Annotated in this window: 27 protein-coding genes; 23 read left to right on the top strand and 4 right to left on the bottom strand. The window is 71.9% G+C overall.

All coding sequences use genetic code 11. The features are described 5' to 3' along the window. Window positions 1-40 precede the first annotated feature (40 nt). From hisD to CWN80_RS00085, 11 genes are all read left to right on the top strand, one after another. The gene (hisD, locus tag CWN80_RS00135) at window positions 41-1,387 is read left to right on the top strand and encodes a histidinol dehydrogenase (protein ID WP_007925905.1); all 1,347 of its coding nucleotides are present in this window, start codon (window positions 41-43) and stop codon (window positions 1,385-1,387) included. Beyond that, a complete protein-coding gene (locus CWN80_RS00130) occupies window positions 1,384-2,502 on the top strand; it encodes a histidinol-phosphate transaminase (protein WP_007925906.1) in 1,119 nt (372 codons plus the stop codon). The genes hisD and CWN80_RS00130 overlap by 4 nt, the downstream gene beginning before the upstream one ends. After that, a complete protein-coding gene (gene hisB, locus CWN80_RS00125) occupies window positions 2,499-3,110 on the top strand; it encodes an imidazoleglycerol-phosphate dehydratase HisB (protein WP_128276702.1) in 612 nt (203 codons plus the stop codon). The genes CWN80_RS00130 and hisB overlap by 4 nt, the downstream gene beginning before the upstream one ends. A gap of 8 nt (window positions 3,111-3,118) precedes the next feature. After that, on the top strand, window positions 3,119-3,712 hold the full coding sequence (locus CWN80_RS00120) for a hypothetical protein (protein ID WP_128276701.1): 594 nt from the start codon (window positions 3,119-3,121) through the stop codon (window positions 3,710-3,712). Continuing rightward, complete coding sequence (gene hisH, locus CWN80_RS00115; RefSeq protein ID WP_128276700.1) at window positions 3,709-4,359, top strand: imidazole glycerol phosphate synthase subunit HisH; 651 nt, start codon at window positions 3,709-3,711, stop codon at window positions 4,357-4,359. Before CWN80_RS00120 ends, hisH begins: the two co-directional genes overlap by 4 nt. Next, window positions 4,356-5,099 carry a bifunctional 1-(5-phosphoribosyl)-5-((5-phosphoribosylamino)methylideneamino)imidazole-4-carboxamide isomerase/phosphoribosylanthranilate isomerase PriA gene (priA, locus tag CWN80_RS00110; protein ID WP_040880879.1) on the top strand — a complete coding sequence of 248 codons (744 nt, stop codon included), beginning with the start codon at window positions 4,356-4,358 and terminating at the stop codon, window positions 5,097-5,099. Before hisH ends, priA begins: the two co-directional genes overlap by 4 nt. Before the next feature lie 5 nt (window positions 5,100-5,104). After that, window positions 5,105-5,827 carry an SseB family protein gene (locus tag CWN80_RS00105; protein WP_238148000.1) on the top strand — a complete coding sequence of 241 codons (723 nt, stop codon included), beginning with the start codon at window positions 5,105-5,107 and terminating at the stop codon, window positions 5,825-5,827. Between the two features lie 317 nt (window positions 5,828-6,144). After that, window positions 6,145-6,768 carry a translation initiation factor IF-3 gene (gene infC, locus CWN80_RS00100; RefSeq protein ID WP_083853656.1) on the top strand — a complete coding sequence of 208 codons (624 nt, stop codon included), beginning with the start codon at window positions 6,145-6,147 and terminating at the stop codon, window positions 6,766-6,768. Between the two features lie 42 nt (window positions 6,769-6,810). Beyond that, on the top strand, window positions 6,811-7,005 hold the full coding sequence (gene rpmI, locus CWN80_RS00095; RefSeq protein WP_007925928.1) for a 50S ribosomal protein L35: 195 nt from the start codon (window positions 6,811-6,813) through the stop codon (window positions 7,003-7,005). 39 nt (window positions 7,006-7,044) lie between these two features. Beyond that, a complete protein-coding gene (rplT, locus tag CWN80_RS00090) occupies window positions 7,045-7,428 on the top strand; it encodes a 50S ribosomal protein L20 (protein ID WP_007925930.1) in 384 nt (127 codons plus the stop codon). Between the two features lie 56 nt (window positions 7,429-7,484). Continuing rightward, window positions 7,485-8,249, top strand: a complete 765-nt coding sequence (locus CWN80_RS00085) for a TrmH family RNA methyltransferase (protein ID WP_007925932.1) — start codon at window positions 7,485-7,487, stop codon at window positions 8,247-8,249. A 57-nt stretch (window positions 8,250-8,306) separates the two neighbouring features. On the opposite strand, the gene CWN80_RS00080 is transcribed toward CWN80_RS00085, so the two are convergent. Further along, entirely contained in the window at window positions 8,307-9,869 is a 1,563-nt protein-coding gene (locus CWN80_RS00080) for a catalase (RefSeq protein WP_007925934.1), read from the bottom strand. Window positions 9,870-9,910: 41 nt separating this feature from the next. Next, on the bottom strand, window positions 9,911-10,357 hold the full coding sequence (locus tag CWN80_RS00075; protein ID WP_007925936.1) for a Fur family transcriptional regulator: 447 nt from the start codon (window positions 10,355-10,357) through the stop codon (window positions 9,911-9,913). A gap of 104 nt (window positions 10,358-10,461) precedes the next feature. On the opposite strand from CWN80_RS00075, the gene CWN80_RS00070 reads away from it, so the two are divergent. Genes CWN80_RS00070 through CWN80_RS00020 form a run of 11 tightly spaced genes read left to right on the top strand, consistent with a single transcriptional unit; the run spans window position 10,462 to window position 23,303 of the window. Next, on the top strand, window positions 10,462-11,691 hold the full coding sequence (locus CWN80_RS00070) for a hypothetical protein (RefSeq protein ID WP_128276699.1): 1,230 nt from the start codon (window positions 10,462-10,464) through the stop codon (window positions 11,689-11,691). A 55-nt stretch (window positions 11,692-11,746) separates the two neighbouring features. Then, the gene (gene pheS, locus CWN80_RS00065; protein WP_007925939.1) at window positions 11,747-12,841 is read left to right on the top strand and encodes a phenylalanine--tRNA ligase subunit alpha; all 1,095 of its coding nucleotides are present in this window, start codon (window positions 11,747-11,749) and stop codon (window positions 12,839-12,841) included. Further along, entirely contained in the window at window positions 12,841-15,354 is a 2,514-nt protein-coding gene (pheT, locus tag CWN80_RS00060) for a phenylalanine--tRNA ligase subunit beta (protein WP_007925940.1), read from the top strand. The genes pheS and pheT overlap by 1 nt, the downstream gene beginning before the upstream one ends. Window positions 15,355-15,409: 55 nt before the next feature. Beyond that, window positions 15,410-16,459, top strand: coding sequence for an N-acetyl-gamma-glutamyl-phosphate reductase (gene argC / locus CWN80_RS00055; protein WP_128276698.1), 1,050 nt, complete (start codon window positions 15,410-15,412; stop codon window positions 16,457-16,459). Next, complete coding sequence (gene argJ / locus CWN80_RS00050; RefSeq protein ID WP_007925942.1) at window positions 16,456-17,607, top strand: bifunctional glutamate N-acetyltransferase/amino-acid acetyltransferase ArgJ; 1,152 nt, start codon at window positions 16,456-16,458, stop codon at window positions 17,605-17,607. Before argC ends, argJ begins: the two co-directional genes overlap by 4 nt. A gap of 14 nt (window positions 17,608-17,621) precedes the next feature. Then, window positions 17,622-18,578 carry an acetylglutamate kinase gene (argB, locus tag CWN80_RS00045; RefSeq protein WP_007925943.1) on the top strand — a complete coding sequence of 319 codons (957 nt, stop codon included), beginning with the start codon at window positions 17,622-17,624 and terminating at the stop codon, window positions 18,576-18,578. Beyond that, the gene (locus CWN80_RS00040) at window positions 18,575-19,783 is read left to right on the top strand and encodes an acetylornithine transaminase (RefSeq protein WP_007925944.1); all 1,209 of its coding nucleotides are present in this window, start codon (window positions 18,575-18,577) and stop codon (window positions 19,781-19,783) included. Before argB ends, CWN80_RS00040 begins: the two co-directional genes overlap by 4 nt. Beyond that, window positions 19,780-20,718, top strand: coding sequence for an ornithine carbamoyltransferase (argF, locus tag CWN80_RS00035; RefSeq protein ID WP_128276697.1), 939 nt, complete (start codon window positions 19,780-19,782; stop codon window positions 20,716-20,718). The genes CWN80_RS00040 and argF overlap by 4 nt, the downstream gene beginning before the upstream one ends. After that, entirely contained in the window at window positions 20,715-21,227 is a 513-nt protein-coding gene (locus CWN80_RS00030; protein WP_007925948.1) for an arginine repressor, read from the top strand. The genes argF and CWN80_RS00030 overlap by 4 nt, the downstream gene beginning before the upstream one ends. Continuing rightward, entirely contained in the window at window positions 21,224-22,672 is a 1,449-nt protein-coding gene (gene argH, locus CWN80_RS00025) for an argininosuccinate lyase (RefSeq protein ID WP_238147991.1), read from the top strand. The genes CWN80_RS00030 and argH overlap by 4 nt, the downstream gene beginning before the upstream one ends. Before the next feature lies 1 nt (window position 22,673). Further along, a complete protein-coding gene (locus CWN80_RS00020) occupies window positions 22,674-23,303 on the top strand; it encodes a DNA-3-methyladenine glycosylase (RefSeq protein ID WP_007925951.1) in 630 nt (209 codons plus the stop codon). Here the strand turns inward: CWN80_RS00020 and bfr are convergent. Together bfr and CWN80_RS00010 are read right to left on the bottom strand one after the other, a co-directional pair. Beyond that, complete coding sequence (gene bfr / locus CWN80_RS00015) at window positions 23,290-23,778, bottom strand: bacterioferritin (protein ID WP_007925953.1); 489 nt, start codon at window positions 23,776-23,778, stop codon at window positions 23,290-23,292. The genes CWN80_RS00020 and bfr overlap by 14 nt on opposite strands. Further along, window positions 23,765-23,986: a (2Fe-2S)-binding protein gene (locus CWN80_RS00010; RefSeq protein WP_128276696.1), complete on the bottom strand. Its 222-nt coding sequence runs from the start codon at window positions 23,984-23,986 to the stop codon at window positions 23,765-23,767. Before CWN80_RS00010 ends, bfr begins: the two co-directional genes overlap by 14 nt. Before the next feature lie 182 nt (window positions 23,987-24,168). Here CWN80_RS00010 and tyrS point away from each other — a divergent pair, with 182 nt between their 5' ends. Beyond that, a complete protein-coding gene (gene tyrS / locus CWN80_RS00005) occupies window positions 24,169-25,440 on the top strand; it encodes a tyrosine--tRNA ligase (RefSeq protein ID WP_007925955.1) in 1,272 nt (423 codons plus the stop codon). Window positions 25,441-25,724 lie beyond the last annotated feature (284 nt).

Here is a 25,724-nt window from a genome sequence, read left to right as displayed (position 1 = left end):
CCGGTCAGGCAGCGCCGGCAGCGAACCTAGACTGGGGGCCATGCTCGCCACGATCGATCTGCGCTCGCGACCCCTCGGGGCCCGGGAGCTGCGCGCCGCCCTGCCCCGTGCGGAGTACGACGTCGAGGCCGCCCTCGATGCCGTCCGGCCGATCTGCGACGACGTGCACGACCGCGGGGCCCAGGCCCTCTACGAGTACGCCGAGCGCTTCGACGGGGTGCGACCGACCTCCCTGCGCGTCCCGCCGCACGTGCTCGAGGCCGCTCTCGACACCCTCGACGACGGTGTCCGCGCCGCACTCGAGATCTCGATCGAGCGCGCGCGGGCCGTGCACGCCGACCAGCGGCGCGTCGACACGACGACCCGGCTGCACCCCGGGGGCACCGTCACCGAGCGCTGGGTGCCGGTCGAGCGCGTCGGGCTCTACGTGCCCGGCGGACGCGCGGTGTACCCGAGCTCGGTCGTCATGAACGTCGTGCCCGCCCAGCTCGCCGGCGTCGGCTCGATCGCCGTCGCCAGCCCGCCGCAGCGGGACAACGTCGGTGACCTCGCCGGCTACCCACACCCGACGATCCTCGCCGCCTGCGCCCTGCTCGGCGTCGACGAGGTGTGGGCCATGGGCGGCGCCCAGGCGGTCGCCGGCTTCGCCCACGGCTTCGAGGACACGTCGTCCGGCGAGACCGTCGCCTGCGCACCGGTCAGCCTCGTCACCGGCCCGGGCAACATCTACGTCGCCGCTGCCAAGCGGCTGCTCAAGGGGCTCATCGGCATCGACGCGGAGGCCGGCCCGACCGAGATCGCGGTCCTCGCCGACGCGAGCGCGGACCCCGAGTACGTCGCCGCCGACCTCATCAGCCAGGCCGAGCACGACCCGCTCGCCGGGTCGGTGCTCGTCACCGACTCCACCGACCTCGCCGACGCCGTGCGCGTGGCCGTCGAGCGCCGTGCCGCCGCCACCAAGCACAGCGAGCGGGTCGCCGAGGCCCTCGGTGGGCGGCAGTCCGCGATCGTCCTCGTCGACGACCTCGACGCCGGTCTGCGGGTCGTCGACGCCTACGCGGCCGAGCACCTCGAGGTCATCACCGCCGACGCGTCCGCCGTCGCTGCCCGGGTGCGCAGTGCCGGGGCGATCTTCGTCGGGCCGCACTCGCCGGTGAGCCTGGGTGACTACGTCGCCGGGTCCAACCACGTGCTGCCCACGGGCGGCAGCGCCGCGCACAGCAGCGGCCTGTCCGTCCAGTCCTTCCTCCGCGGCATCCACGTCATCGAGTACTCGGCCGACGCCCTGGCCGAGGTGGCACCGCACGTGCTCGCCCTGTCCGAGGCCGAGGACCTGCCCGCGCACGGCGAGGCCGTCACCGCCCGGGTCGGCGAGGTGACCCGATGAGCGAGATCGAGCAGCTGCTGCGCCCCGAGCTGCGTGGCCGCAGCCCCTACGGCGCCCCCCAGCTGGACGTCGCCGTGCAGCTGAACACCAACGAGTCCTCCTACCCCGTCCCCGAGGAGGTCGTCTCGGCCGTCGTCGCCGAGCTCGCGGAGCAGCTCGGTGGGCTCAACCGCTACCCCGACCGGGAGTTCACCGACCTGCGCAAGGCGCTGGTCACCTACCTCGAGGACCGCAGCGGGGTCTCCCTTCGCCCGGAGCAGGTGTGGGCCGGCAACGGGTCCAACGAAGTCCTCTCGCACCTCGTCCAGGCCTTCGGCGGCCCCGGGCGGACCGCCCTCGGCTTCACCCCGGCGTACTCGATGCACCCGATCATCAGCGAGACGCTCGGGACGACGTGGGTCGACGGGCAGCGCGACGCGGGCACCTTCGACCTGACCGTCGACTCTGCCGTCGAGCAGGCCACGGCAACCGATCCCCACCTCGTCTTCCTGTGCTCGCCCAACAACCCCACCGGCACGGCCCTGCCCTTCGAGGTCGTCGAGGCGATGCTCGAGGCCGCTCCGCGGGCCGTCGTCGTCGTCGACGAGGCCTACGCCGAGTTCGCCCGGCCGGGGACGCCGAGCGCGCTCACCCTGCTCGACCGGCACCCGCGCCTCGTCGTGACCCGCACGATGAGCAAGGCCTTCGCCCTCGCCGGGGGGCGACTGGGGTACCTCGCCGCCGACCCGCAGGTCGTCGACGCCCTGCGTCTCGTCCGGCTGCCCTACCACCTGTCGTCGCCGACGCAGACGATCGCGAGGGTCTCGCTCGAGCACGCCGATCGGCTGCTCGAGACGGTCGACGCGATCAAGCGGCAGCGCGACCGGCTCGTCACCGAGCTCTCCGCTCTCGGGCTGTCGCCGGTGCCGAGCGATGCCAACTTCGTCCTCTTCGGCGGTCTCGCCGACGCGGCGGCCACGTGGCAGGCTCTGCTCGACCGGGGCGTCCTCGTTCGCGACGTCGGCATCCCGCACCACCTGCGGGTCACCGCCGGGACCCCCGAGGAGACCGGCCGGTTCCTCGAGGCCATGGCGCAGATCGTCCCCACCCACGCCCTGAGCAAGGAGACCCCGTGAGCACCACCACCCACCGCACCGCGACGGTCACGCGCGGCACCTCCGAGAGCCGGGTCGAGGTGACCGTCGACCTCGACGGCACCGGCGTCGGTGAGGTCTCCACCGGCGTGCGCTTCTACGACCACATGCTGCTGTCGCTCGCCAAGCACAGCCTCATCGACCTCACGGTGCGGGCCGAGGGCGACGTCGACGTCGACGCCCACCACACCGTCGAGGACGTGGCCATCGTGCTCGGGCAGGCCGTGCGCGAGGCCCTCGGCGACAAGCGGGGCATCAGCCGCTTCGGCGACGCCACCGTCCCCCTCGACGAGGCCCTCGCCCACGCCGTCGTCGACGTCGCCGGGCGCCCCTACGTCGTGCACACCGGTGAGCCGGCCGGCCAGGAGCACGTCATCATCGGCGGCAACTTCGTCGGCTCGCTGACCCGGCACGTCATGGAGTCCTTCGCGTACAACGCCGGCATCGCGCTGCACGTGCGCGTGCTCGCCGGCCGCGACCCGCACCACGTCGTCGAGGCACAGTTCAAGGCCCTGGCCCGAGCTCTGCGGTCCGCCGTCGAGCCCGACCCGCGCGTCACCGGCATCCCGAGTGCCAAGGGCGCGCTGTAGAGCGTGCGATGAGCCAGCCGGGCAGGGGAGTGGTGCTCCTCTCCGCGTCGTCCGCGAGGGCCGTGGAGTGGGTGCGGCGCGGCGTCGTGCCGTGCCACGTCGTCGAGCACAGCGCGTGGTCGATCGTCGTGACGGCCTCGGCGACGAGTGCCGCCGCGCAGCCCTACGACGACGCGCTCACCGTGCTCGCCTCGCGTCACGTCCCGTCGCCGATGGCGCCGTCCATCGGGCTCTTCGAGATCGGTGACGCGGCGGTCGTGACCGCTCGGGCACCGGGCCGGGCCCCGATCCGCTGGGCGCTGCGCGCGGCCGACCGAGAGGTGGTCCGCGGGCCCCAGCTGCCGCCCTTGTCGCCGGAGGACCTGCACCGGACCCTGTCCAGCCACCCCGCGGCGCGACAGGTCCCCATCAGCCAGGTGCGCTCCCTGTGGGGTCGCACCGACCTGACCCACGCCGAGTGGTTGGTCGAGGTCACCACGGTCCTCGGCCTGCCCGGCGCCCGCATCATCGGCGGAGCCGACACCGATCTCGGCCCCGTGATCCGCCCCGATGCGCGGTCCGTCTCCGCCTTCGAGTCCGTCGTCAAGGATGTCCACCCATGAGCTCTCCTCGTGTCGTCGTGCTGGACCACGGCTCCGGCAACGTCCACTCCGCCGTGCGCGCGCTCAGCCATGTCGGGGCGCAGGTCGAGCTGACCGCGGACCGCGCTGCCGTGCTCGGCGCTGACGGCCTGCTCGTGCCCGGTGTCGGCAACTTCCACGCGTGCATGGCCGGTCTGCGGGCGGTCGACGGGCCCTCGCTCGTCGACACACGACTGGCCGGCGGGCGTCCGGTGCTCGGGGTGTGCGTCGGGATGCAGGTGATGTTCGACGGCTCGGCCGAGCCCCACGGCACCCAGCCCGAGCAGGACGGGCTGCACCAGTGGCCCGGCACCGTCGAGCGGCTCACCGCGCCCGTCGTCCCGCACATGGGCTGGTCGCCGGTGCAGGCCCCCGAGGGCACCCGGCTCTTCGCCGAGGTCGAGTCCGAGCGCTTCTACTTCGTCCACTCCTACGCCGTCGGGTCCTGGGACCTGCCGACGGCACCCGGCGCACTGTCCGCCGCCTCGCCCCGCGTCACGTGGAGCGAGCACGGGTCCCCCTTCGTCGCGGCCGTCGAAAACGGCCCGTTGTCCGCCACGCAGTTCCACCCCGAGAAGTCCGGGGACGCGGGACTGCACCTCCTGAAGAACTGGGTGATGTCACTGTGACCACGACCGAGAGCCCCCGCCTGGAGCTCCTGCCCGCCGTCGACGTGCGGGGAGGGCGCGCGGTCCAGCTGCAGCAGGGCGTGGCCGACTCCGGCTGGGACTTCGGCGACCCGCTGCAGGCGGCGCAGGCCTGGCAGGAGCAGGGGGCCGAGTGGATCCACCTCGTCGACCTCGACGCGGCCTTCGGCGAAGGGAGCAACCGTGACCTCCTCGCCGGCATCGTCGGGCAGCTCGACCTCAAGGTCGAGCTGAGCGGCGGGATCCGCGACCAGGACTCCCTCGTGGCGGCGCTCGAGTCCGGCTGCACCCGGGTCAACCTCGGCACCGCTGCCCTCGAGGACCCGGAGTGGACGGCCCGGGCCATCGCCGAGTACGGCGACCGGATCGCCGTGGGGCTCGACGTCCGGGGGACGACCCTCGCCGCCCGCGGCTGGACCAAGGAGGGCGGCGACCTGTGGGAGACGCTCGCGCGGCTCGACGCGGAGGGCTGCTCCCGCTACGTCGTCACCGACGTCGCGAAGGACGGCATGCTGGCCGGCCCCAACCTGCAGCTGCTCCGGGACGTGTGCGCGGCGACCGATGCCGCCGTCGTGGCGAGCGGTGGGGTGACGACCCGCGAGGACGTCGTCGCCCTGCGCGAGCTGGTCCCGGTCGGTGTCGAGGGGGCGATCATCGGCTCGGCCCTGTACAAGGGCACTGTGACCCTCTCCGACGCCCTCGACGCGGCGGGCCGGCCGTGAGCGGCGTGGACCCGACCGACTCCGCGGGCGTCCCCTGGCAGGGACGGTCGCTGCCGACCGGAGGCTTCGAGGGCGACGACGGCGCAGCTGACGCAGGCCTGATGCGGGCGCTGACGACGGGCGGCGAGGCCGAGGTGCTCGAGCACCTCGCGGCCGCTCGGCTCCTCGTGCCGGTCACCGCCGTCGCCACGGAGACCACGGAGGACGGGCACGGGCAGACCTCCGACAAGGAGGCCGACATGGCCGTCCTGCTCCTCGAGCACCCCGACGGGCGGACCGCCCTGCCGGTCTTCACCTCGATGGAGTCGCTGGCGGCCTTCGACGCGTCCGTGCGACCGGTGCCGGTCGAGGCGGCCCGCGCTGCGCAGGCCGCCGTCAGCGAGTCGGCCGACCTCATGGTGCTCGACTGCGCGAGCGAGCAGGCCTTCGAGATCCGCGCCTCGATGGTGTGGGCCCTGGCGCAGCAGCGTCCGTGGCTGCCCGCGCACGAGGACCCCTTCGTCGAGCAGTCCGTGGAGCGGGCCTGCGCCGAGCACCCGGAGATCACGGGGACCGAGCTCGTCGAAGGCATCCCCGATGGGCAGGGTGTGCTCCAGGTGCGCCTGACCCTCGTACCGGGCCTGCAGGTCGAGGAGGTCCAGGCCCTGGTGACCGCGGTCGCGGAGCAGCTGGCCACCGACGGTGAGCTGCGGGCTCGGGTCGACGGCCTCTCCTTCGCCGTCGTCTGACCCACGGCCACCCCTCAGCGGGCCCGACGCGCGAGCCGATTTCGGGTCCGGTCCGGCCACTGCTATCGTGGTCCGCAACGACCGGTCACCGTCCTCGTGGCGGTGACGCAAGAGGAGCCTCGCTTCCCACCCGCGTCGACCGGAGTCCTCGGACTCACAGGTTGCCGGGTCTCAGGTCTCGACGCGACGCACGTCGCCGGACACCCCAGGTGTCCAGCCCGTCGTCCGTGTCGTGCTCTGGTGGAGGCTCCTCGCGATCGGCGAGGAGCCTTTCTTCGTCGGTAGCGGGAGTGACACACCGAGCTAAGGAGCAGCACATCAGCGAGCCTCGCATCAACGACCGAATCCGCGTTCCCGAGGTGCGGTTGGTCGGCCCCAACGGGGAGCAGGTCGGCATCGTGCGGGTGGAGGATGCCCTCCGACTCGCGGCAGAGGCTGACCTGGACCTCGTCGAGGTCGCCCCCATGGCCAAGCCTCCCGTCGCCAAGCTCATGGACTTCGGCAAGTACAAGTACGAAGCCGCCATGAAGGCCCGGGAAGCCCGCAAGAACCAGGTCAACACGGTCATCAAGGAGATCAAGCTCCGCCCGAAGATCGACAGCCACGACTACGGCACCAAGAAGGGCCACGTCGAGCGCTTCCTCGGCGCTGGCGACAAGGTCAAGGTGACGATCATGTTCCGCGGTCGCGAGCAGTCGCGCCCCGAGCTGGGCTTCCGGCTGCTGCAGCGCCTGGCCGAGGACGTCGTGGAGCTGGGCACCGTGGAGTCCGCGCCCAAGCAGGACGGGCGCAACATGATCATGGTGCTCGCCCCGACCAAGCGGAAGTCCGAGGCGCGTGCCGAGGCCCGACGCAAGAAGGACGAGCAGAAGGCGGCCCCGGCTGCCGCCGCGGAGGAGTCGGCCCCCGCCGAGACCGCCGAGGCCCCGGCCGAGTCCTGAGCCGGCAACAGACCAGCAAGCAACGAGAAGGAGATCGGCGCCATGCCGAAGAACAAGACGCACTCCGGTGCCAAGAAGCGATTCCGGGTCACCGGCTCGGGCAAGATCATGCGCGAGCGCGCCAACCACGTCCACAAGTTCCACGAGAAGACCCCGCAGCACGCGCGTCGTCTCGCGAACGACGTCCTGGTCTCCAAGGCCGACGAGAAGAAGATCAAGAAGCTGCTCGGTCGCTGACCTGAGCCTCTTGTCCCCACACACTGAAGGAGTCATCACGTGGCACGCGTGAAGCGGGCGGTCAACGCCCACAAGAAGCGTCGGGTCGTCCTCGAGCGCGCCAGCGGCTACCGGGGCCAGCGGTCCCGCCTGTACCGCAAGGCCAAGGAGCAGGTCACCCACAGCGCGGTCTACAGCTACCGTGACCGTCGCGCCAAGAAGGGCGACTTCCGTCGCCTGTGGATCCAGCGCATCAACGCCGGCGCCCGCGCCAACGGCATGACCTACAACCGGTTCATCCAGGGCCTGCGCGCCGCGGAGATCGAGGTCGACCGTCGCATGCTCGCCGAGCTCGCCGTCAACGACGAGGCGGCCTTCGCCGCGCTCGTCGAGATCGCCAAGGCCAACGTGCCGGCGGCCACCGACGCCAAGGTCGAGGCCTGAGCGACCACTCCGGACGCCGGGAGCGCCCACCACTGACCAATCCCGCTGCTGAGCGGGTGAAGTCGGTGCGCGGGCTCTCCCGGCGTCCTGCGCGTCGACGCACCGGTCGGATCCTCGTCGAGGGTCCGCAGGGGGTGCGCGAGGCCGTGCGCTTCGCGCCCGAGCGGATCGTCGACCTCTACGTCACGGACGAGGCGGCGCAGCGGTACGCGGACTTCATCGACCCGGCCCGCGAGGCCGGTGTCTTCGTCCACCGCACGAGCGACGAGGTCCTTGCCGCGATGTGCGATGCGGACACGCCGCAGGGCACCGCCGCCGTCGTCGAGTGGACACCCACGGACCTCGCGCCGGTCCTCGCGGCGGGTCCGCGCCTGCTCGTCCTGCTCACCCACGTGCGCGACCCCGGCAACCTCGGCACCGTGATCCGTGGCGCCGACGCCGCGGGCGCCGACGCGGTGCTCGTCAGCGCGGCGTCCGTCGACGTCACCTCGCCCAAGGTCATCCGGTCGACGGCCGGGTCGATCTTCCACCTGCCCGTCGTCACGGGGCTCGACATCGAGCCGACCCTCGCGAGGCTCGGCGAGGCCGGCATCACGCGGCTGGCTGCCGACGGTGCGGGAAGCGTCACGACTGACGACGCCGACCTCACGGGCCCGCACGCCTGGGTCATGGGCAACGAGGCGTGGGGCCTGGAGGAGGCGACGCTGCGCGTCTGCGACGAGGTGGTGCGCGTCCCGATCCACGGGCACGCCGAGTCGCTCAACCTCGCGATGGCGAGCACCATCTGCCTCTACGCCTCGGCCCGGCAGCAGCGGGCCTGACGACGAAGGGCGCCGCCCCCGATGATCTCGGGGGCGGCGCCCTTCGTCGTGCCGGCGTCAGCCCTGGGCGGCGTGCGTCTCCTGCCCGCCGAGGACCTCACCCGGGTCGACCGGGGACTCGTCCGCGGCGGCCTTGCCGTCACGGATGCGCTGCCCGATCGTCGCGTCGATGTTGGTCCAGTACTCGAAGACCCTCGAGAGCACCGGGTCCTCGACCCCGGCCAGGGAGCCGACGACCGTGTCGACGAGCCGGTCGCGCTGGGCGTCGTCGAAGACCTCGCGCACGAGCGTGCCCGGCTGGCCGAAGTCGTCGTCCTCGGCGTGCAGCTGGTAGGCCGAGCGGACGATGGCGCCGTCGGCCTCCCACCCGTCGTCGACCGGCCCCTCGAAGTCCGCGACCGGGCGACCGAAGCTGTTGGGGTGGTAGGTCGGCGCGGCGCCCGAGTGCTCGTAGCGCATCGGCCCGTCGAAGGAGTAGTGGTTCTCCCGCTCGACGGCCGGGCGGTTGACCGGCAGCTGGTGGAAGTTCGGGCCGATGCGGGCGCGGTGGGCGTCGGCATAGGCGAAGACCCGGCCGAGCAGCATCTTGTCCGGGGAGAAGCCCACGCCCGGCACGGTGTTGCTCGGGGCGAAGGCCGCCTGGTCGATCTGCGCGAAGAAGTTCACCGGGTTCTCGTCGAGGGTCATCGTGCCGACCTCGATGAGCGGGTAGTCGGCGTGCGGCCAGGTCTTGGTCAGGTCGAAGGGGTTGAAGCGGTAGTTCTTCGCGTCCTCGTAGGGCATGACCTGGACCGACAGCTTCCACTGCGGGGCCTCCCCGCGCGCGATCGCCTCGAAGAGGTCGCGGCGGTGGAACTCCGCGTCCTGACCGGCGATCCGGTCGGCGGCGTCACCAGTGAGGCCCTGCACTCCCTGCTGCGTGTGGAAGTGGTACTTGACCCAGAACTTGTCGCCGGAGCCGTTGACCCACATGTAGGTGTGACTGCCGTAGCCGTTCATGTGGCGCCACGAGCGGGGCAGGCCGCGGTCACCCATGAGGTAGGTGACCTGGTGGGCCGACTCGGGGTTGTTGGTCCAGAAGTCCCACTGCATGGTGTTGTCGCGCAGCCCGCTGTCGGGCAGCCGCTTCTGGCTGCGGATGAAGTTGGGGAACTTCAGCGGGTCGCGCAGGAAGAAGACCGGGGTGTTGTTGCCGACGAGGTCGAGGTTGCCCTCGCTCGTGTAGAAGCGCAGCGCGAAGCCGCGCACGTCGCGCCAGGTGTCGGGGGAGCCGAGCTCGCCAGCCACCGTGGAGAAGCGGGCGAGCATGCGCGTCGTCGTGCCCGGCTGGAAGACCGCGGCCTTGGTGTACTGCGAGACGTCGGCGGTCGTCTCGAAGCGGCCGAAGGCGCCGGAGCCCTTGGCGTGCGGCTTGCGCTCGGGGATGTTTTCCCGGTTGAAGTGGGCGAGCATGTCGACGAGGTGCGTGTCGTGCAGGAGCAGGGGCCCGTTGCTGCCGACCGAGAGGCTGTTGCGGTCGCTCACGGTGGGCGCGCCGCCCAGCTGGGTCGACGGCCCGGAGACGTCGAGCGTCCCTCGGGCGTCCGAGCGGGGCTCCGGTGTGGAAGGGGTGGATGACATCTGCTGCTCCTCTTTCTCTGTGGGGTGGGGTGCAGTGCTGGTCAGGGGGTGGTGACCGCAGCGGTCGCGCACGCGGGGCAGGTGCCCCAGTAGATGACCTCGGCCTCGTCGATGGCGAAGCCGTGGTCGTCGGCGGCATCGAGGCACGGTGCCTTGCCGGGCGCGCACTCGACGTCGATCATCGTGCCGCAGGCGCGGCAGACGAGGTGGTGGTGGTTGTCGCCGAGCTCCAGCTCGAAGCGGGCCGGGTGGCCGGCCGGCTCGAACTTGCGGACGAGGCCGTGCGCGGACAGCGCGCCGAGGATGTCGTAGACCGCCTGGGTGCTCACGGACCCGAGTCGCTCGCGGGTGGCTCGGGCGATGGTGTCGACGTCGGCGTGGGGGATCGCGGACAGCTCGCGCAGGACGGCGACGCGTGGGGCGGTCACGCGCAGCGCGTGGGTGCGCAGCAGGTCGGCGGCAGCCTCGGTCTCGATCATCGTGCTCATCGCCACCAGAGTCCCACCAAGACTTGAATCAGTCAAGATAACGACCGGGCCGGGGGAGCGCTCCCCATCGCCGGCGGCGCGGACACGGACTACCTTGACCGCTCATGGCAGTGACCCACGGCAACGACCCCGACCGGCTCGACGCGATCGGTGACGCGCTGCGTGCCGAGGGGGACCGGGTCGAAGAGGTGCTCGGCTCGGGCACCTCGGGAATCGCGGTCCTGGTGGGTGCGTGGTCGGGTCCTGATCTCGAGGGCTTCGTGGGGGACTGGCAGGGGGCGCAGCAGCAGCTGGCGTTGGCTGCCCAGCTGCTGCGGGCGGTCGGTCAGCGGGCCAAGGAGCAGGCTGCGGACCAGCGGTCCGCCAGCGGCGAAGGGGGGACGGGTTCCCCCTTCGACCTCGGCGCGGGGCGCGGGCTGGGCGCCGCGGCGGTGGGCGGGAACCCCGGTCGTCCGCCCTCGGACTCCCTCGACCTGCCCGACGACTACGAGGACGGACCGGAGATCCCCTTCAGGGACAAGGGCCAGATCCCGCAGGGGCTCGGGTACAACGAGGCGGACGACGAGCTCGTCTACACCTTCTACGACGAGGACGACGACACCGACGGCGAGATCGTCTTCGTCGACCGGGAGACCGGCGAGGTCACCTCGCGGGTCCCGCTGGAGGGGCTCGACCACTACGGCGGGGTCACGGTCAACGGTGAGTACACCTACGTCTCCGGGGGTGGTAACACACAGGTGTACCGCACCGAGGACCTGCGCAACCCCGAGACGACGACGATCCCGAACCCCGGGGCCGCCTGGGGCGGGGACCCGATGACGGACGTCGTGCACACGGCGGAGCCCATCGACACCGTCGACACCAAGGCGCACTCCACGGTCACCGTGCACGACGACAAGCTGTACGTCACGCAGTTCACCAAGGACCACGACGACCCGGGCACCATGTACGCGTACGAGATCGGGGCGGACGGCAGCCCGACCGGTGACCCGAAGACATACCAGGTGCCGCCCCAGACCCAGGGGGTCTCCTTCGACGAGGCCGGCAACGCCTACTACTCCTCGAGCTACGGGCGCAACAACGAGTCGACGCTCACCCGGGTCTCGGCGGAGGACTTCGCCCGGGACGGCGGCTGGACCCAGGACAACGGGCGCTCCCAGAAGATCCCCAACATGGCCGAGGGGTCGGTGGTCGTGGACGGCCGCCTCTACCAGCTCTACGAGTCCGGGGCCGACAAGTACGACGACAACCCCGGGCCGGACTTCATCGTCGACCGAGTTGTCGGCGACACCGACCCGCGGGACCGCCTCACCGTCCACGACCTGAGGAAGTGATCGACCTCGAAACCCGGGGGCGGGCCCCCTTCGTCCCCACGTAGACTCGGGCCTCGTGTCTGGACCCAACACGAACTACGACCCGGTCGAGGTCGCCGCCCTCGACCCGCAGGTGATCGACGACGCCGTGCAGGCCGCGCTCGACGCCGCCGCGGGCGCGACCACCCTCGACGAGCTCAAGCGGATCCGCGGTGCGCACCAGGGCGACAAGAGCCCGCTCGCGCTCGCCAACCGAGAGATCGGCGCACTGCCGCCGAGCGCCAAGGCCGAGGCCGGCAAGCGCGTCGGGCAGGCGAGGGGCCGTGTCGGGCAGGCCTTCTCGGCCCGTCAGGCCGAGCTCGAGTCCGAGCGTGACGAGCGGATCCTCGTCGAGGAGACCCTCGATCTCACCGTGCCGAGCCCCTACCAGCGGCTCGGGGCGCGGCACCCGATCAGCCTCGTCACCGAGCGGGTCGAGGACATCTTCGTCGGCATGGGCTGGGAGATCGCCGAGGGTCCCGAGATCGAGTCAGAGTGGCTGACCTTCGACGCGCTCAACATCGGTCCCGACCATCCCGCGCGCGGTGAGCAGGACACCTTCTTCGTCGAGCCGAGCGATGCCGGCGTCGTGCTGCGCACCCACACCTCGCCCGTGCAGATCCGCACGATGCTCGACCGCGAGCCGCCCATCTACGTCCTGTGCCCGGGCAAGGTCTTCCGCACCGACGACCTCGACGCGACGCACACCCCGGTCTTCCACCAGTTCGAGGGGCTCGTCGTCGACAAGGGCATCACGATGTCCCACCTGCGCGGGGCGCTCGACGCCTTCGTGCAGGGCCTCTTCGGCGAGGGCATCGTCACGCGACTGCGCCCCAACTACTTCCCCTTCACCGAGCCGAGTGCCGAGATCGACTGCCAGTGCTGGGTGTGCCGCGGCGCCGACACCGGCTGCCGCACCTGCGGCGGCACCGGCTGGATCGAGCTCGGGGGCTCCGGCATGGTCAACCGTCGCGTGCTCGCCGCCGCCGGCATCGACCCCGACGAGTACACCGGCTTCGCCTTCGGCCTGGGCATCGAGCGCTCGCTCATGCTGCGCCACGGCGTCGCCGACATGCGCGACATCATCGAGGGAGACGTCCGCTTCTCGGCGGCGTTCGGGATGGAGATCTGATGCGGGCACCCATCGAGTGGCTCCGTGAGCTGACCGAGGTCGACCCGCAGGCGAAGGGGGCCGACGTCGCCGCCACGCTCGTGCGCGTGGGCCTCGAGGAGGAGGGCATCATCGGTGGCGAGGTCACCGGCCCCCTCGTCGTCGGCAAGGTTCTCGAGCGCACGCCCGAGGAGCAGAAGAACGGCAAGACGATCAACTGGTGCCAGGTCGACGTGGGCGCTGCCAACGGGACCGGCGAGCCGCAGGGCATCGTGTGCGGCGCACACAACTTCGACGTGGGCGACCTCGTCGCGGTGATCCTGCCCGGTGGCGTCCTGCCGGGGAACTTCGAGATCTCCGCCCGCAAGACCTACGGGCACGTGAGCGCCGGCATGATCTGCTCCGCGATGGAGCTCGGTCTCGGCGAGGACCACGACGGCATCATCGTGCTCACCCAGCACCTGCCGGCCGACGTCGTCGCGGGCCTGGCGCCGGGCGACGACCTCATCCCCGTCCTCGGCCTCGACGCCGAGACGGTGGAGGTCAACGTCACGCCCGACCGCGGGTACTGCCTCTCCATGCGCGGCATCGCCCGCGAGTACGCGCTGTCGGAGGGGACCCCCTTCGTCGACCCGGCGGACCTGCCGGTGGCCGAGCCCACCGGGCCGGGCCACGAGGTGCGTCTCGCCGACGACGCACCGGTCGACGGCGTGCCCGGGTGCGACCGCTTCGTCGCGCGGGTCGTGCGCGGCATCGACGCGACGGCGACCTCACCGGAGTGGATGCAGCGCCGGCTCACCGAGGTCGGCATGCGCCCCATCTCCCTCGCGGTCGACGTCACCAACTACGTGATGATGCTGCTCGGCCAGCCGCTGCACGCCTACGACCTCGCCAAGCTCTCCGGGGCCATCGAGGTGCGCCGGGCGCGCGCGGGTGAGACGCTCACGACCCTCGACGACGTCGAGCGGACCCTGGTGCCCGAGGACCTGCTGATCACCGACGGCGGCACCACCCCGCTCGCGATCGCCGGCGTGATGGGCGGCGCGACGAGCGAGGTCGACGACACCACGACCGACGTGCTCGTCGAGGCCGCGCACTTCGACTCCGTCACCGTGGCGCGCTCCGCGCGGCGTCACCGGCTGGCGACCGAGGCGTCCAAGCGCTTCGAGCGCGGCGTCGACCCCGCGGTCACCGCGGCGGCCGCCCAGCTCGCCGTCGACCTCCTCGTCGAGCACGGCGGAGGCACGGCTGACCCGACGGCGACCGACGTCGGGAGCCCCGCAGAGCCGGCGACGATCGCCCTGGACCCGAGCCTGCCGAGCCGGTACATCGGGCTCGACTACCCCCGCGAGGAGGTCGTCGCGACCCTCACCGCGATCGGTTGCGACGTGGCTGACGAGGGCCAGCTCCTGCGGGTCACCCCGCCGACCTGGCGACCCGACCTCGTCGACGGCCCCGACCTCGTCGAGGAGGTTGCCCGCGTGCGTGGCTACGACCAGATCCCGTCGGTCGTGCCCCGGGCCAGCGCCGGCCGCGGCCTGACGCACAGCCAGCGGGCCCGCCGCACGGTCGCCCGCACGCTCGCGGCCACCGGCCTGGTCGAGGTGCTGTCCTACCCCTTCACCTCCGAGGAGCGCCACGACGCCCTCGGCTACGCCGCGGACGACGCCCGACGCACGACGGTGCGCCTGGCCAACCCGCTGCAGGACGAGGCCCCGCTCATGCGGACCTCGATCCTCGACACATTGCTCGACACGCTGCGACGCAACGTCTCCCGGGGCCACCGCGATGTCGCGCTCTACGAGATCGGGCTCGTCACGGCCGGCGGCATCACGCCGCTACCCCTGCCTCCGGGTGGGGTCGAGCCCGACGCGGAGACCCTGGCGCGCATCACCGGCGGGGTCCCGGCCCAGCCGCGGCACGTCGCCATCGCCGCGTCGGGGGCCGCACTGCCCGCGGGGCCGCACGGTCCGGCGCGGCCCGTCGAGGCCACCGACGTCGTCGGCTGGGTGCGGGCGATCGGTGACTCGATCGGTGTCGAGCTGGGTGTCGAGGCCGCCCAGCGCGAGCCCTTCCACCCCGGGCGCTGCGTGGCGATCTCCGTGCCCGGTGGCGAGGTCGTCGGCCACGCGGGCGAGCTGCACCCCAAGGTCTGCTCGCGACTGGAGCTGCCCGAGCGCACCGTCGCAGCGGAGCTCGACCTGGACGCGATCGTTGCCGCCTCCGGCGAGCCGGTGAAGCCCGGCCAGCTGTCCACCCAGCCGGTCGCCAACACGGACGTCGCGCTCGTCGTCGACGAGGGCGTGCCGGCGGCGGCTGTCGCCGCAGCACTGCGATCTGGTGCCGGAGACGACCTCGAGTCGCTCACCCTCTTCGACGTCTACCGGGGCGACCAGGTGGGGCAGGGGCGCAAGTCCCTCGCCTATCGCCTGACCTTCCGGGCCGGCCGGACGCTGAAGACCGACGAGGTCTCCGCCCTGCGTGACAAGGCGGTCGCCTCCGCGGCCTCCGCCACGGGGGCCCAGCAGCGCTGAGCAGGAGACCGTCGCCGACACGCGTTTGCATAAAACAGCGTGCCTGCGTATGGTCATGCAGGTGATCACCGCAGCCATCGCCGGAGCCAGCGGCTACGCAGGGGCCGAGATCGCTCGGCTCCTGCTCGGCCATCCCGAGGTCGAGATCGGTGCCCTCACGGCATCGGGCAATGCGGGCACCCGCCTCGGTGACCTCGCGCCGCACCTGCAGCCACTTGCCGACCGCGTGCTCGAGCCGACGACCGCCGAGGTGCTCGCCGACCACGACGTCGTCTTCCTCGCTCTGCCCCACGGCCACTCTGCGGCCATCGCGCAGCAGCTGCCCGACGAGGTCGTCATCGTCGACTGCGGTGCCGACTTCCGTCTCGACGACGAGCAGGACTGGGACGACTACTACGACACCCCCTTCGCCGGCACCTGGCCCTACGGGATGCCCGAGCTCGTCAAGGCCGACGGCACCAAGCACCGGGGCGACCTCGCGGGGGCTCGTCGGATCGCCGTCCCCGGGTGCTACCCGACCGCCGCGAGCCTCGCCCTGGCCCCTGGTCTGGCAGCCGGTGTCGTCGAGCCCGACGACGTCGTCATCGTCGCCGCCTCGGGGACCTCGGGCGCCGGCCGGTCGACCAAGGCGCACCTCATCGGCTCGGAGGTCATGGGGGCGATGAGCCCCTACGGCGTGGGCGGGGTCCACCGGCACACCCCCGAGATCGAGCGCAATCTCGCCCGCGCCGCGGGGCGCGCGGCCCGCGTATCCTTCACCCCCACCCTCGCGCCGATGCCCCGCGGGATCCTCGCGACGACGACGGCCCGCGCTGCCGCCGGCGCGACGGCCGAGACGGTGCGCGCCGCCTGGGAGCAGGCCTACGCCGACGAGCCCTTCGTCCACCTCCTGCCGCAGGGCCAGTGGCCGCACACCGGCAGCGTCGTCGGCTCCAACCTCGTCCACGTCCAGGTCGCCCTCGACGAGCGCAGCGGCCGTGTCGTCGCCGTGGCCGCCGAGGACAACCTGACGAAGGGGACGGCCGGCGCGGCCGTCCAGTCGATGAACCTGGCCCTCGGCCTGCCCGAGACCACCGGACTTCCCACGACAGGAGTGGCCCCGTGAGCACGACGACCCCCGCAGGATTTCGCGCCGCCGGTGTGACCGCAGGCCTCAAGCCGAGCGGACGCCCCGACGTCGCGCTCGTCGTCAACGACGGGCCCGACCACCACGCCGCTGCGGTCTTCACGACCAACCGGGTCGAGGCGGCACCGGTGACGTGGTCGCGCCAGACGCTCGCCGACGGCCGGGCCGACGCGGTCGTCCTCAACTCGGGCGGCGCCAATGCCTGCACGGGTGCGCAGGGTTTCCAGGACACCCATGCCACCGCCGAGCACACCGCCGAGGTGCTCGGCGTCTCCGCCGGCGACGTCGTCGTGTGCAGCACCGGTCTCATCGGTGAGCTGCTCCCGATGGACAAGCTCGTCGCCGGGGTCACCGCTGCCGGCGCCGCCCTCGCGACCGACGGCGGCGCGTCCGCCGCCGAGGCGATCATGACGACCGACACCGTGAGCAAGACCGCGGCCGCCGCCCGCGACGGGTGGAGCGTCGGTGGCATGGCGAAGGGGGCTGGCATGCTCGCCCCCGCACTCGCCACGATGCTTGTCGTCGTCACGACCGATGCGGTGACCTCCGCGGAGGACCTCGACGCCGCGCTGCGCGAGGCGACGCGGACCACCTTCGACCGCATCGACTCCGACGGGTGCATGTCGACCAACGACACCGTCGTCGCCATGGCCTCCGGGGCGTCGGGTACCGCGGTCTCCCCTTCCGATCTCACCGAGGCGATCCGCGAGGTGTGCGCCGACCTGGCCCGCCAGCTCATCGGCGACGCCGAGGGCGCGGCCCACGACATCGAGATCGTCGTCCACCAGGCGGCGAGCGAGGCCGACGGGCTCGAGGTCGCTCGCAGCATCGCCCGCAACAACCTCTTCAAGTGCGCGATCTTCGGCAAGGACCCCAACTGGGGCCGCGTGCTCGCGGCTGTCGGCACGACCGGGGCGGCCTTCGAGCCCGCGCAGCTGGACGTCTCGATCAACGGCGTGCAGGTCTGTCGCGCCGGGGGAGTGGGCGAGGACCGCACGCTCGTCGACCTCGAGCAGCGCGAGGTCCGCGTCGAGGTCGACCTCCACGCCGGCAGCGACGAGGTGACGGTGTGGACCAACGACCTCACCCACGACTACGTCCACGAAAACTCTGCGTACTCCACCTGATCGGACCGACGAGCATGTCTGCTGAATCCACCCTGCGCGGCGCGATCGACGCCGCCGCACTGCGGGTCGCCCAGTCCAAGGCGACCACCCTCGTCGAGGCCCTGCCCTGGCTCGAGCGCTTCCGCGGTGCCCTGGTCGTCATCAAGTACGGCGGCAACGCGATGACCGATGATGCCCTCAAGGCGGCCTTCGCCGAAGACATCGTCTTCCTGCGCTACGCAGGCCTGCGGCCGGTCGTCGTCCACGGTGGCGGCCCGCAGATCCAGGCGATGCTCGATCGCCTCGGTCTGGAGAGCGAGTTCAAGGGTGGCCTGAGGGTGACGACCCCCGAGGTCATGGAGGTCGTGCGCATGGTGCTCACCGGCCAGGTCGGCCGCGAGCTCGTGGGCCTGCTCAACCAGCACGGCCCCGTCGCAGTGGGGCTCTCCGGCGAGGACGCGAGCCTCTTCGGCGGCCGCCGCAAGGGTGTCGTCGTCGACGGTGAGCCGGTCGACATCGGGCTCGTCGGGGACGTCGAGTCCGTGGACCCGGCAGCCGTCCTCGACATCCTCGACGCCGGTCGCATCCCGGTGGTCTCGACGATCGCGCCCGATCTCGACGTCGATGGCCAGGTGCTCAACGTCAACGCCGACACCGCCGCCGCGGCATTGGCCGTCGCCCTGCGGGCGCACAAGCTCGTCGTCCTCACCGACGTCGACGGGGTCTACGCCGACTGGCCGGACCGCGACTCGCTCCTGTCCCACCTCACCGCCTCCGGAGCGCGCGACCTCCTCGGCCGGGTCGACTCCGGGATGATCCCCAAGCTCGAGGCCTGCATCCGTGCCGTCGAGCAGGGTGTGCCCCAGGCGCACGTCGTCGACGGCCGCCAGCCGCACTCGATGCTCCTCGAGCTCTTCACCAACGAAGGCTTCGGCACGATGATCCTGCCCGACGAGTCCACGCGCGACGAGAGCGAAGGGAGCCCGTCGTGACCGATGTCTCCGCTGCCCACCAGGCCCTGCTCGAGCGTTACCGCGCGAGCCACATCGGCGTCTTCGGTCTGCCCGGCCTCGTCCTCACCCGCGGTGAGGGTGCCTACGTGTGGGACGTCGACGGCACGCGCTACCTCGACCTCCTCGGCGGCATCGCGGTCAACGCGCTCGGTCACGGTCACCCCGAGCTCGTCGCCGCGATCTCGAAGCAGGCCGGCGAGCTCGTCCACGTCAGCAACTTCTTCACCACCCCCGCCCAGATCGAGGCCGCCGAGGCGCTGCTGCGCGTCGCCCGGGCACCGCACGGGTCCGGGGTCTTCTTCTGCAACAGCGGCTCCGAGGCCGTCGAGACGGCGATCAAGCTCTCGCGACGCACGGGTCGCACCGGCATCGTCGCCGTCGGGGGCGCCTTCCACGGCCGCACCACCGGCGCGGTGAGCCTCACCCACAAGGAGGCCTACCGGGCGCCCTTCGAGCCGCTGCTGCCGGGCGTGACGCACGTGGCCCCCGGCGACGTCGACGCGCTGCGGGCCGCCGTCGGTCCCGACACGGCGATGGTCCTCCTCGAGCCCATCCAGGGCGAGGCCGGGGTCGTCACCCCGCCTGCCGGGTACCTCGCGGCAGCCCGGGAGATCACCCGGGAGGCGGGCGCGCTGCTCGTGCTCGACGAGATCCAGACCGGCATCGGTCGGACCGGGGCCTGGTTCGCCCACCAGCTCGAGGGCGTCGTCCCCGACGCCATCACCGTCGCCAAGGGCCTCGGCGGCGGGGTCCCCATCGGTGGCCTCGTGACCTTCGGGGCCGAGGTGACCGGTCTGCTCACCGCCGGCCAGCACGGCTCGACCTTCGGGGGCAACCCGCTGGCCTGCAGCGCGGCCCTCGCGGTGATCGCGACGATCGAGGAGGAGGGCCTGATCGAGCACGCCGTCGCGGCCGGCGAGCACCTCGTCGCGGCCGTCGAGGCGCTCCAGCACCCGCTCGTCACGCAGGTCCGCGGGGCCGGTCTGCTGCGCGCGATCGGGCTCGCCCGTCCGATCGCCCCGGCCGCTGCTCTCGTCGCCCGCCGGCACGGCGTCATCGTCAACCCCGTGGCGCCCGATGCGCTGCGACTCGCGCCGCCCCTGACCATCACCACCGACCAGCTCTCGTCCTTCGTCGACGCCCTCCTAGCGATCCTCGACGAGGCCGCCAAGGAGTCCGCATGACCGTCCGCCACCTCCTCGCCGACGACGACCTGACCGCCGTCGAGCAGGCCGAGGTCCTCGACCTCGCTGCTGCGCTCAAGGCCGACCGGCACGCGGAGCAGCCGCTCGCCGGCCCGCAGGCCGTCGCGATCATCTTCGATAAGCCGACGCTGCGCACCCAGCTGTCCTTCACGACCGGTGTCGCCGAGCTCGGCGGGTACCCGATGGTCGTCGACGGCAACCTCGCCCAGATCGGCACCCGTGAGTCCGTCGCCGACGTCGCCCGGGTCGTCGGCCGTCAGGTGAGCGCCATCGTCTGGCGCACCCACGGGCAGGACCGCCTCCAGGAGATGGCCGACCACGTCGACGTGCCGGTGGTCAACGCGCTGACCGACGAGTACCACCCCTGCCAGCTGCTCGCCGACCTGCTGACCGTCCGTGAGCACAAGGGCAGCACGCGCGGGCTGACCCTCGCCTACGTCGGTGACGGGGCGAACAACATGGCCCACTCCTACCTGCTCGCCTGCACCCTCGCCGGCATGCACGTGCGCATCGGCACTCCTGCGAGCCACCAGCCGTCCGCCGACGTCCTCGCCCGCGCCGAGCGCATCGCGGCCGAGCAGGGCGGCTCGGTGCTCGTCACCGACGACCCGGCCACGGCCGTCGAGGGAGCCGACGTCGTCGCCACCGACACGTGGGTGTCGATGGGCATGGAAGGGGAAAAGGGCGACCGCACCGGCGAGGCGAGCCCCTTCGCCCCCTTCGCCGTCACGGGTGAGCTGCTCGCCGGCGCCGCAGCCGAGGCCATTGTCCTGCACTGCCTGCCCGCCTACCGGGGCCTCGAGATCGCCGCCGACGTCATCGACGGCCCGCAGTCGGTCGTGTGGGACGAGGCCGAAAACAGGCTCCATGTGCAAAAGGCGCTGCTCACCTTCCTCCTGCGCTCGTCGTCGTGACCGTGACGACGCGGCCGGGGCGGCACTCCCGCATCACCGAGCTGCTGCGCGAGCACGCCGTCCGCAGCCAGCCGGAGCTGCTCGCCCTGCTCGCCGACGACGGCATCGAGGTCACCCAGGCGACCCTCTCGCGCGACCTGCTCGAGCTGCGTGCGGAAAAGGTCCGCGTCGGGCGTGACCTCGTCTACGCCATCCCGGGCGAAGGGGGAGACCGCACCCCGCGTGCGGCCGTCGACCCGGCCGAGTACGACGACCGGCTGCGCCGCCTGTGCGAGGAGCTCCTCGTCACGGCCCGGGCGAGTGCCCAGCTCGTCGTCGTCCGCACCCCGCCGGGAGCGGCCAACTACCTCGCCTCGGCGATCGACCATGCCCGCCTGACCGGAGTGCTGGGGACGATCGCGGGGGATGACACGATCATGATCATCACCGGTGGCCCCGACGAGGGAGCCGCCGTCACCGCACAGCTGCTGGGCCTGGCCCAGACCACCGACAGCCAGGAGGCACCGTGACCCAGGACGAGACCGTGACGACCGGTGAGCGGGTCAGCCTGTGGGGCGGGCGATTTGCCGGCGGACCGAGCGATGCGCTCGCCGCGCTCAGCAAGTCGACGCACTTCGACTGGCGGCTTGCCCCGTACGACATCGCCGGCTCCCGCGCCCACGCCCGGGTCCTCCACGGAGCCGGTCTGCTCGACGACGCGACGCTCGACGCGATGCTTCAGGCACTCGCACAGCTGGCGGCGGACGTGGAGTCGGGGGCCTTCGCCCCGGCACTCGACGACGAGGACGTGCACACCGCGCTCGAGCGCGGTCTCATCGAGCGGGCGGGGGCCGACGTCGGTGGGCGGCTGCGCGCCGGCCGCTCGCGCAACGACCAGGTCGCCACGCTCTTCCGCATGTACCTGCGCGACCACGCCCGGATCGTCTCCGGGCTCGTCCTCGACGTGGCGCGGGCGCTCATCGACCAGGCGCGGGCCAACATCGACGTCGCCATGCCCGGGCGCACCCACCTCCAGCACGCCCAGCCGGTCCTGTTGAGCCACCACCTGCTCGCGCACGTGTGGCCGCTGCTGCGCGACGTGCAGCGCTTCGTCGACTGGGACGAGCGGACCTCCCTGAGCCCCTACGGCTCAGGAGCCCTCGCCGGTTCCTCCCTCGGGCTGGACCCCGAGGCCGTGGCGGCGGACCTCGGCTTCGCGGGGTCCGTCGACAACTCGATCGACGGGACCGCTTCGCGCGACTTCGTCGCGGAGTTCTGCTTCGTCGCGGCGATGACGGCGGTCGACGTCTCCCGCCTGGCCGAGGAGGTCATCCTCTGGGCCACCAAGGAGTTCTCCTTCGTCACCCTCGACGACGCCTTCTCCACGGGCTCGAGCATCATGCCGCAGAAGAAGAACCCCGATGTCGCCGAGCTGGCCCGGGGCAAGGCGGGCCGCCTCGTCGGTGATCTCGCCGGCCTCATGACGACGCTCAAGGCGCTGCCGCTCGCCTACAACCGCGACCTGCAGGAGGACAAGGAGCCGGTCTTCGACGCGGTCGACACGCTCGAGGTCCTGCTCCCGGCCTTCGCGGGGATGATGGCGACGATGACGTACCACGGGGAGCGGATGGCCTCCCTCGCCCCCCAGGGCTTCTCCCTCGCGACCGACATCGCCGAGTGGCTGGTGCGCCAGGGGGTCCCCTTCCGCATCGCCCACGAGGTGGCCGGGGCCTGCGTGCGAGTCTGCGAGGAGCGCGGCATCGAGCTGTGGGACCTCTCCGACGAGGACCTCGCGGGCATCAGCCAGCACCTCACGCCCGACGTGCGCGAGGTGCTGTCGGTCGACGGCTCCCTCGCCTCGCGGGACGCGAAGGGCGGGACCGCCCCGGCCCGTGTCGCCGAGCAGCTCGACGACGCGGCGGCGCGACTCGCCGAGCTGGAGGCCTTCGCCGCCAGCCGGATCGAGGCTCGCTGACGTGTCCGGTCAGGGGCGTCGTCTGACCGGGGGAGACCTGGCCGGCGACCCCCTGACCGTCGCGCGTTCCCTCCTCGGATGCCACCTCGTCGCCGGTCCGGTCGCCCTGCGCCTGACCGAGGTGGAGGCGTACTGGGGCGTCGACGACCCCGGCTCGCACGGCTACCGGGGCATGACGCCGCGGACCGAGGTCATGTTCGGTCCCGCGGGCCGGTTGTACGTCTACCGGTCCTACGGGGTGCACTGGTGCGCCAACATCGTGTGCGGGGCGAAGGGGGAGTGCGCCGCCGTCCTCCTGCGTGCCGGTGAGGTCGTGGCCGGGTACGGCGTCGTCGAGCAGCGGCGTCCCGGGGTGCGACGGCGGGACCTGGCCCGTGGCCCGGGCAGGCTGACCCGGGCGCTGGGGATCGTCGGTGAGGACGACGGTGCGGCCGTCGTGGGGCGCGGTGCCCCCTTCGTGCTGCGCGCGCCGGCCGAGCCGGTCGCCGCCGAGCGGATCAGGACCGGACCCCGGGTGGGCGTCTCCGGCCCCGGCGGCGACGGTGAGCGGTACCCGTGGCGGTACTGGCTGGCGGACGAGCCATCGGTGTCGCCGTACCGTCCCGGCCGACCGCGGGTCAGGCGGGGTTGACCCCGACGTCGACCTGCTGGGCCAGGTAGTTTTCCAGGCCGATGCGGGTGATCGCGTCCAGCTGGGCCTCGAACCAGTCGGCGTGCCGCTCCTCGTCGCGGGCCATCTCCTCGAAGACCGATGCGGTCGCGTGGTCGCCGAGGTCGTGGCACTCCTTCGCTGCCGCGTTGAACTGGGCGACGGCCGTGATCTCGCTCGCGAGAGCCAGGTCGAGCATCTCCCGCGCGTCCTCGCCGATGGGGATGTTGTTGAGCTTCTGCACGTTGGGGTGGCCGTCGAACATGAGGATCCGCTCGATGAGCTCGTCGGCGTCCTTCATCTCGCCGATCGACAGGTCGTAGAAGACCTTGCCCAGCCGCGGGAAGCCCCAGTTGTCGAGCATCCGCGCGTGGAGGAAGTAGCCGTTGACGACGCTCAGCTCGAGCGTGAGGGCCTCGTTGAGGAGGGTGACGATCCTGGGGTCAGCTGGCTGCACGGTCTACCTCCGCGGACGTGGTGGAGAGACCGTGATCGGCCTCACTCCCCACATGCTCGCAGAGGATCCGTCGCACTGAGAAGACACAGGCCCCGCAATCGCGACCGGCACCGGTTGCTGCACACACCCGGGAGAGGGTCGTGGCGCCCGCAGTGGCAGCGTCGGCTATCGCGCGGTCACCGACGACGGCGCAGTGGCAGATGATCACGAGACCCCTCCCTTCGAATCAATGAGGTGAGGCATACCTTAACCGGACGAAGGGAGGCTTCCGCACCGGGTGTTCCACATGCCGGGACCGGAGTGGCTGCCGGCCTGCGGGGGAGCGCATGGCAGGCTGGGGCGGGGCGCGCGATCGCGCGCCCGGCACCTCCCGGAAGGACCGAGACGACCGTGACCGACATCCTCGACGAGCTGCAGTGGCGCGGAGCGGTGGCGCAGACCACCGATGAGGCCGCCCTGCGACAGGCCCTCGCCGACGGACCGATCACGGTGTATTGCGGCTTCGACCCGACGGCGCCCTCGCTCCACTTCGGCAACTTCGTCCAGCTCGTCGCCCTGCGGAGACTGCAGCGGGCGGGGCACCGCGTCATCTGCCTCGTCGGCGGGTCGACGGGCCTCATCGGGGACCCGAAGCCGACGAGCGAGCGGCAGCTGCGGACCAAGGAGCACACGGCGCAGAACGTCGCTCGCATCAAGGAGCTGGTCCAGCCCTTCCTCGACTTCGACGGCAGCTCCGGCGTCGACCACCCCGCGATCCTCGTCGACAACCTCGACTGGACGGCGCCCATGAGTGCGCTCGACTTCCTGCGGGACGTCGGCAAGCACTTCCGCGTCAACCAGATGATCCGCAAGGACGCGATCTCCGCCCGGCTGGAGAGCCAGGAGGGCATCTCCTACACGGAGTTCAGCTACCAGCTGCTCCAAGCGCTCGACTACCTGGAGCTCTACCGCGCCCACGGCTGCACGTTGCAGCTCGGAGGGTCGGACCAGTGGGGCAACCTCACCGCCGGTGTCGACCTGATCCATCGCGCCGAGGGCGCCTCGGTCCACGCGCTGACCTCTCCGCTGCTCACCGACTCGCACGGGGTGAAGTACGGCAAGTCCGAGGGCAATGCCATCTGGCTGTCGGCCGACATGACGAGCCCGTACGCCTTCTACCAGTACTTCCTCAACGTCGAGGACGCCTCGGTCGTCAAGCTGCTCAAGGTCTTCACCGACCGTTCGCAGGAGGAGATCGCCGAGCTCGAGCGACTCGTGGACGAGGAGCCCTTCCGCCGGGCGGCGCAACGCGCCCTGGCCGCAGACATGACCACGCTCGTCCACGGAGCCGAGGCGACCGCGTCGGTGCAGGCGGCCTCGGAGGCGCTCTTCGGCAAGGGCGACCTGTCCGCCCTCGACGAGTCGACCCTGATCGACGCGACAGCCGAGCTGCCGGGTGCCGATATCCCGGTCGGCACCGGTGTGCTGGATGCGCTCGTCGCCACCGGTCTGGTGGACTCGAAGAAGGCCGCCCGGCGGGCCATCGCCGAGGGGGCCGTCTCGGTCAACGGGGCCAAGCTGGGCGACGACGCCGTCACCCTGGGTCCGGGGGACTACCTCCACGGTCGCGTCGCGATCCTGCGCCGGGGCCGCAAGAACCTGGCGGCGGCGCGTCTCGTGTGACCTCGCCACGCCCACCGATCGACGCCTGCGCCCCCGAAAAATGGGGGGAGCGGGCGTCGATTTGGTTTCTGTGGCGGGGTTGATCTAGTGTTCTCGATGTCAGCCCGAGAGGGAGGAACGGACACCAAGTGGTGGCTCTCGTAGTCGCCTCAGGCAGGCCGGTCCCGCAGGCTGACAGCCCAGTGAATCTTGGTCCATCGGACTTGGCCGTCATGGTCAGGGAGGTGGACTTGGAGCCGAGCAGCGAGACTGCTACGGTGGGCCACTGCTGAAGATCCAAGCGC

It is taken from the genome of Janibacter hoylei PVAS-1 (genome assembly GCF_004025845.1).
GTDB lineage: Bacteria > Actinomycetota > Actinomycetes > Actinomycetales > Dermatophilaceae > Janibacter > Janibacter hoylei.
This window is presented reverse-complemented; position numbering and strand designations above follow the sequence as displayed.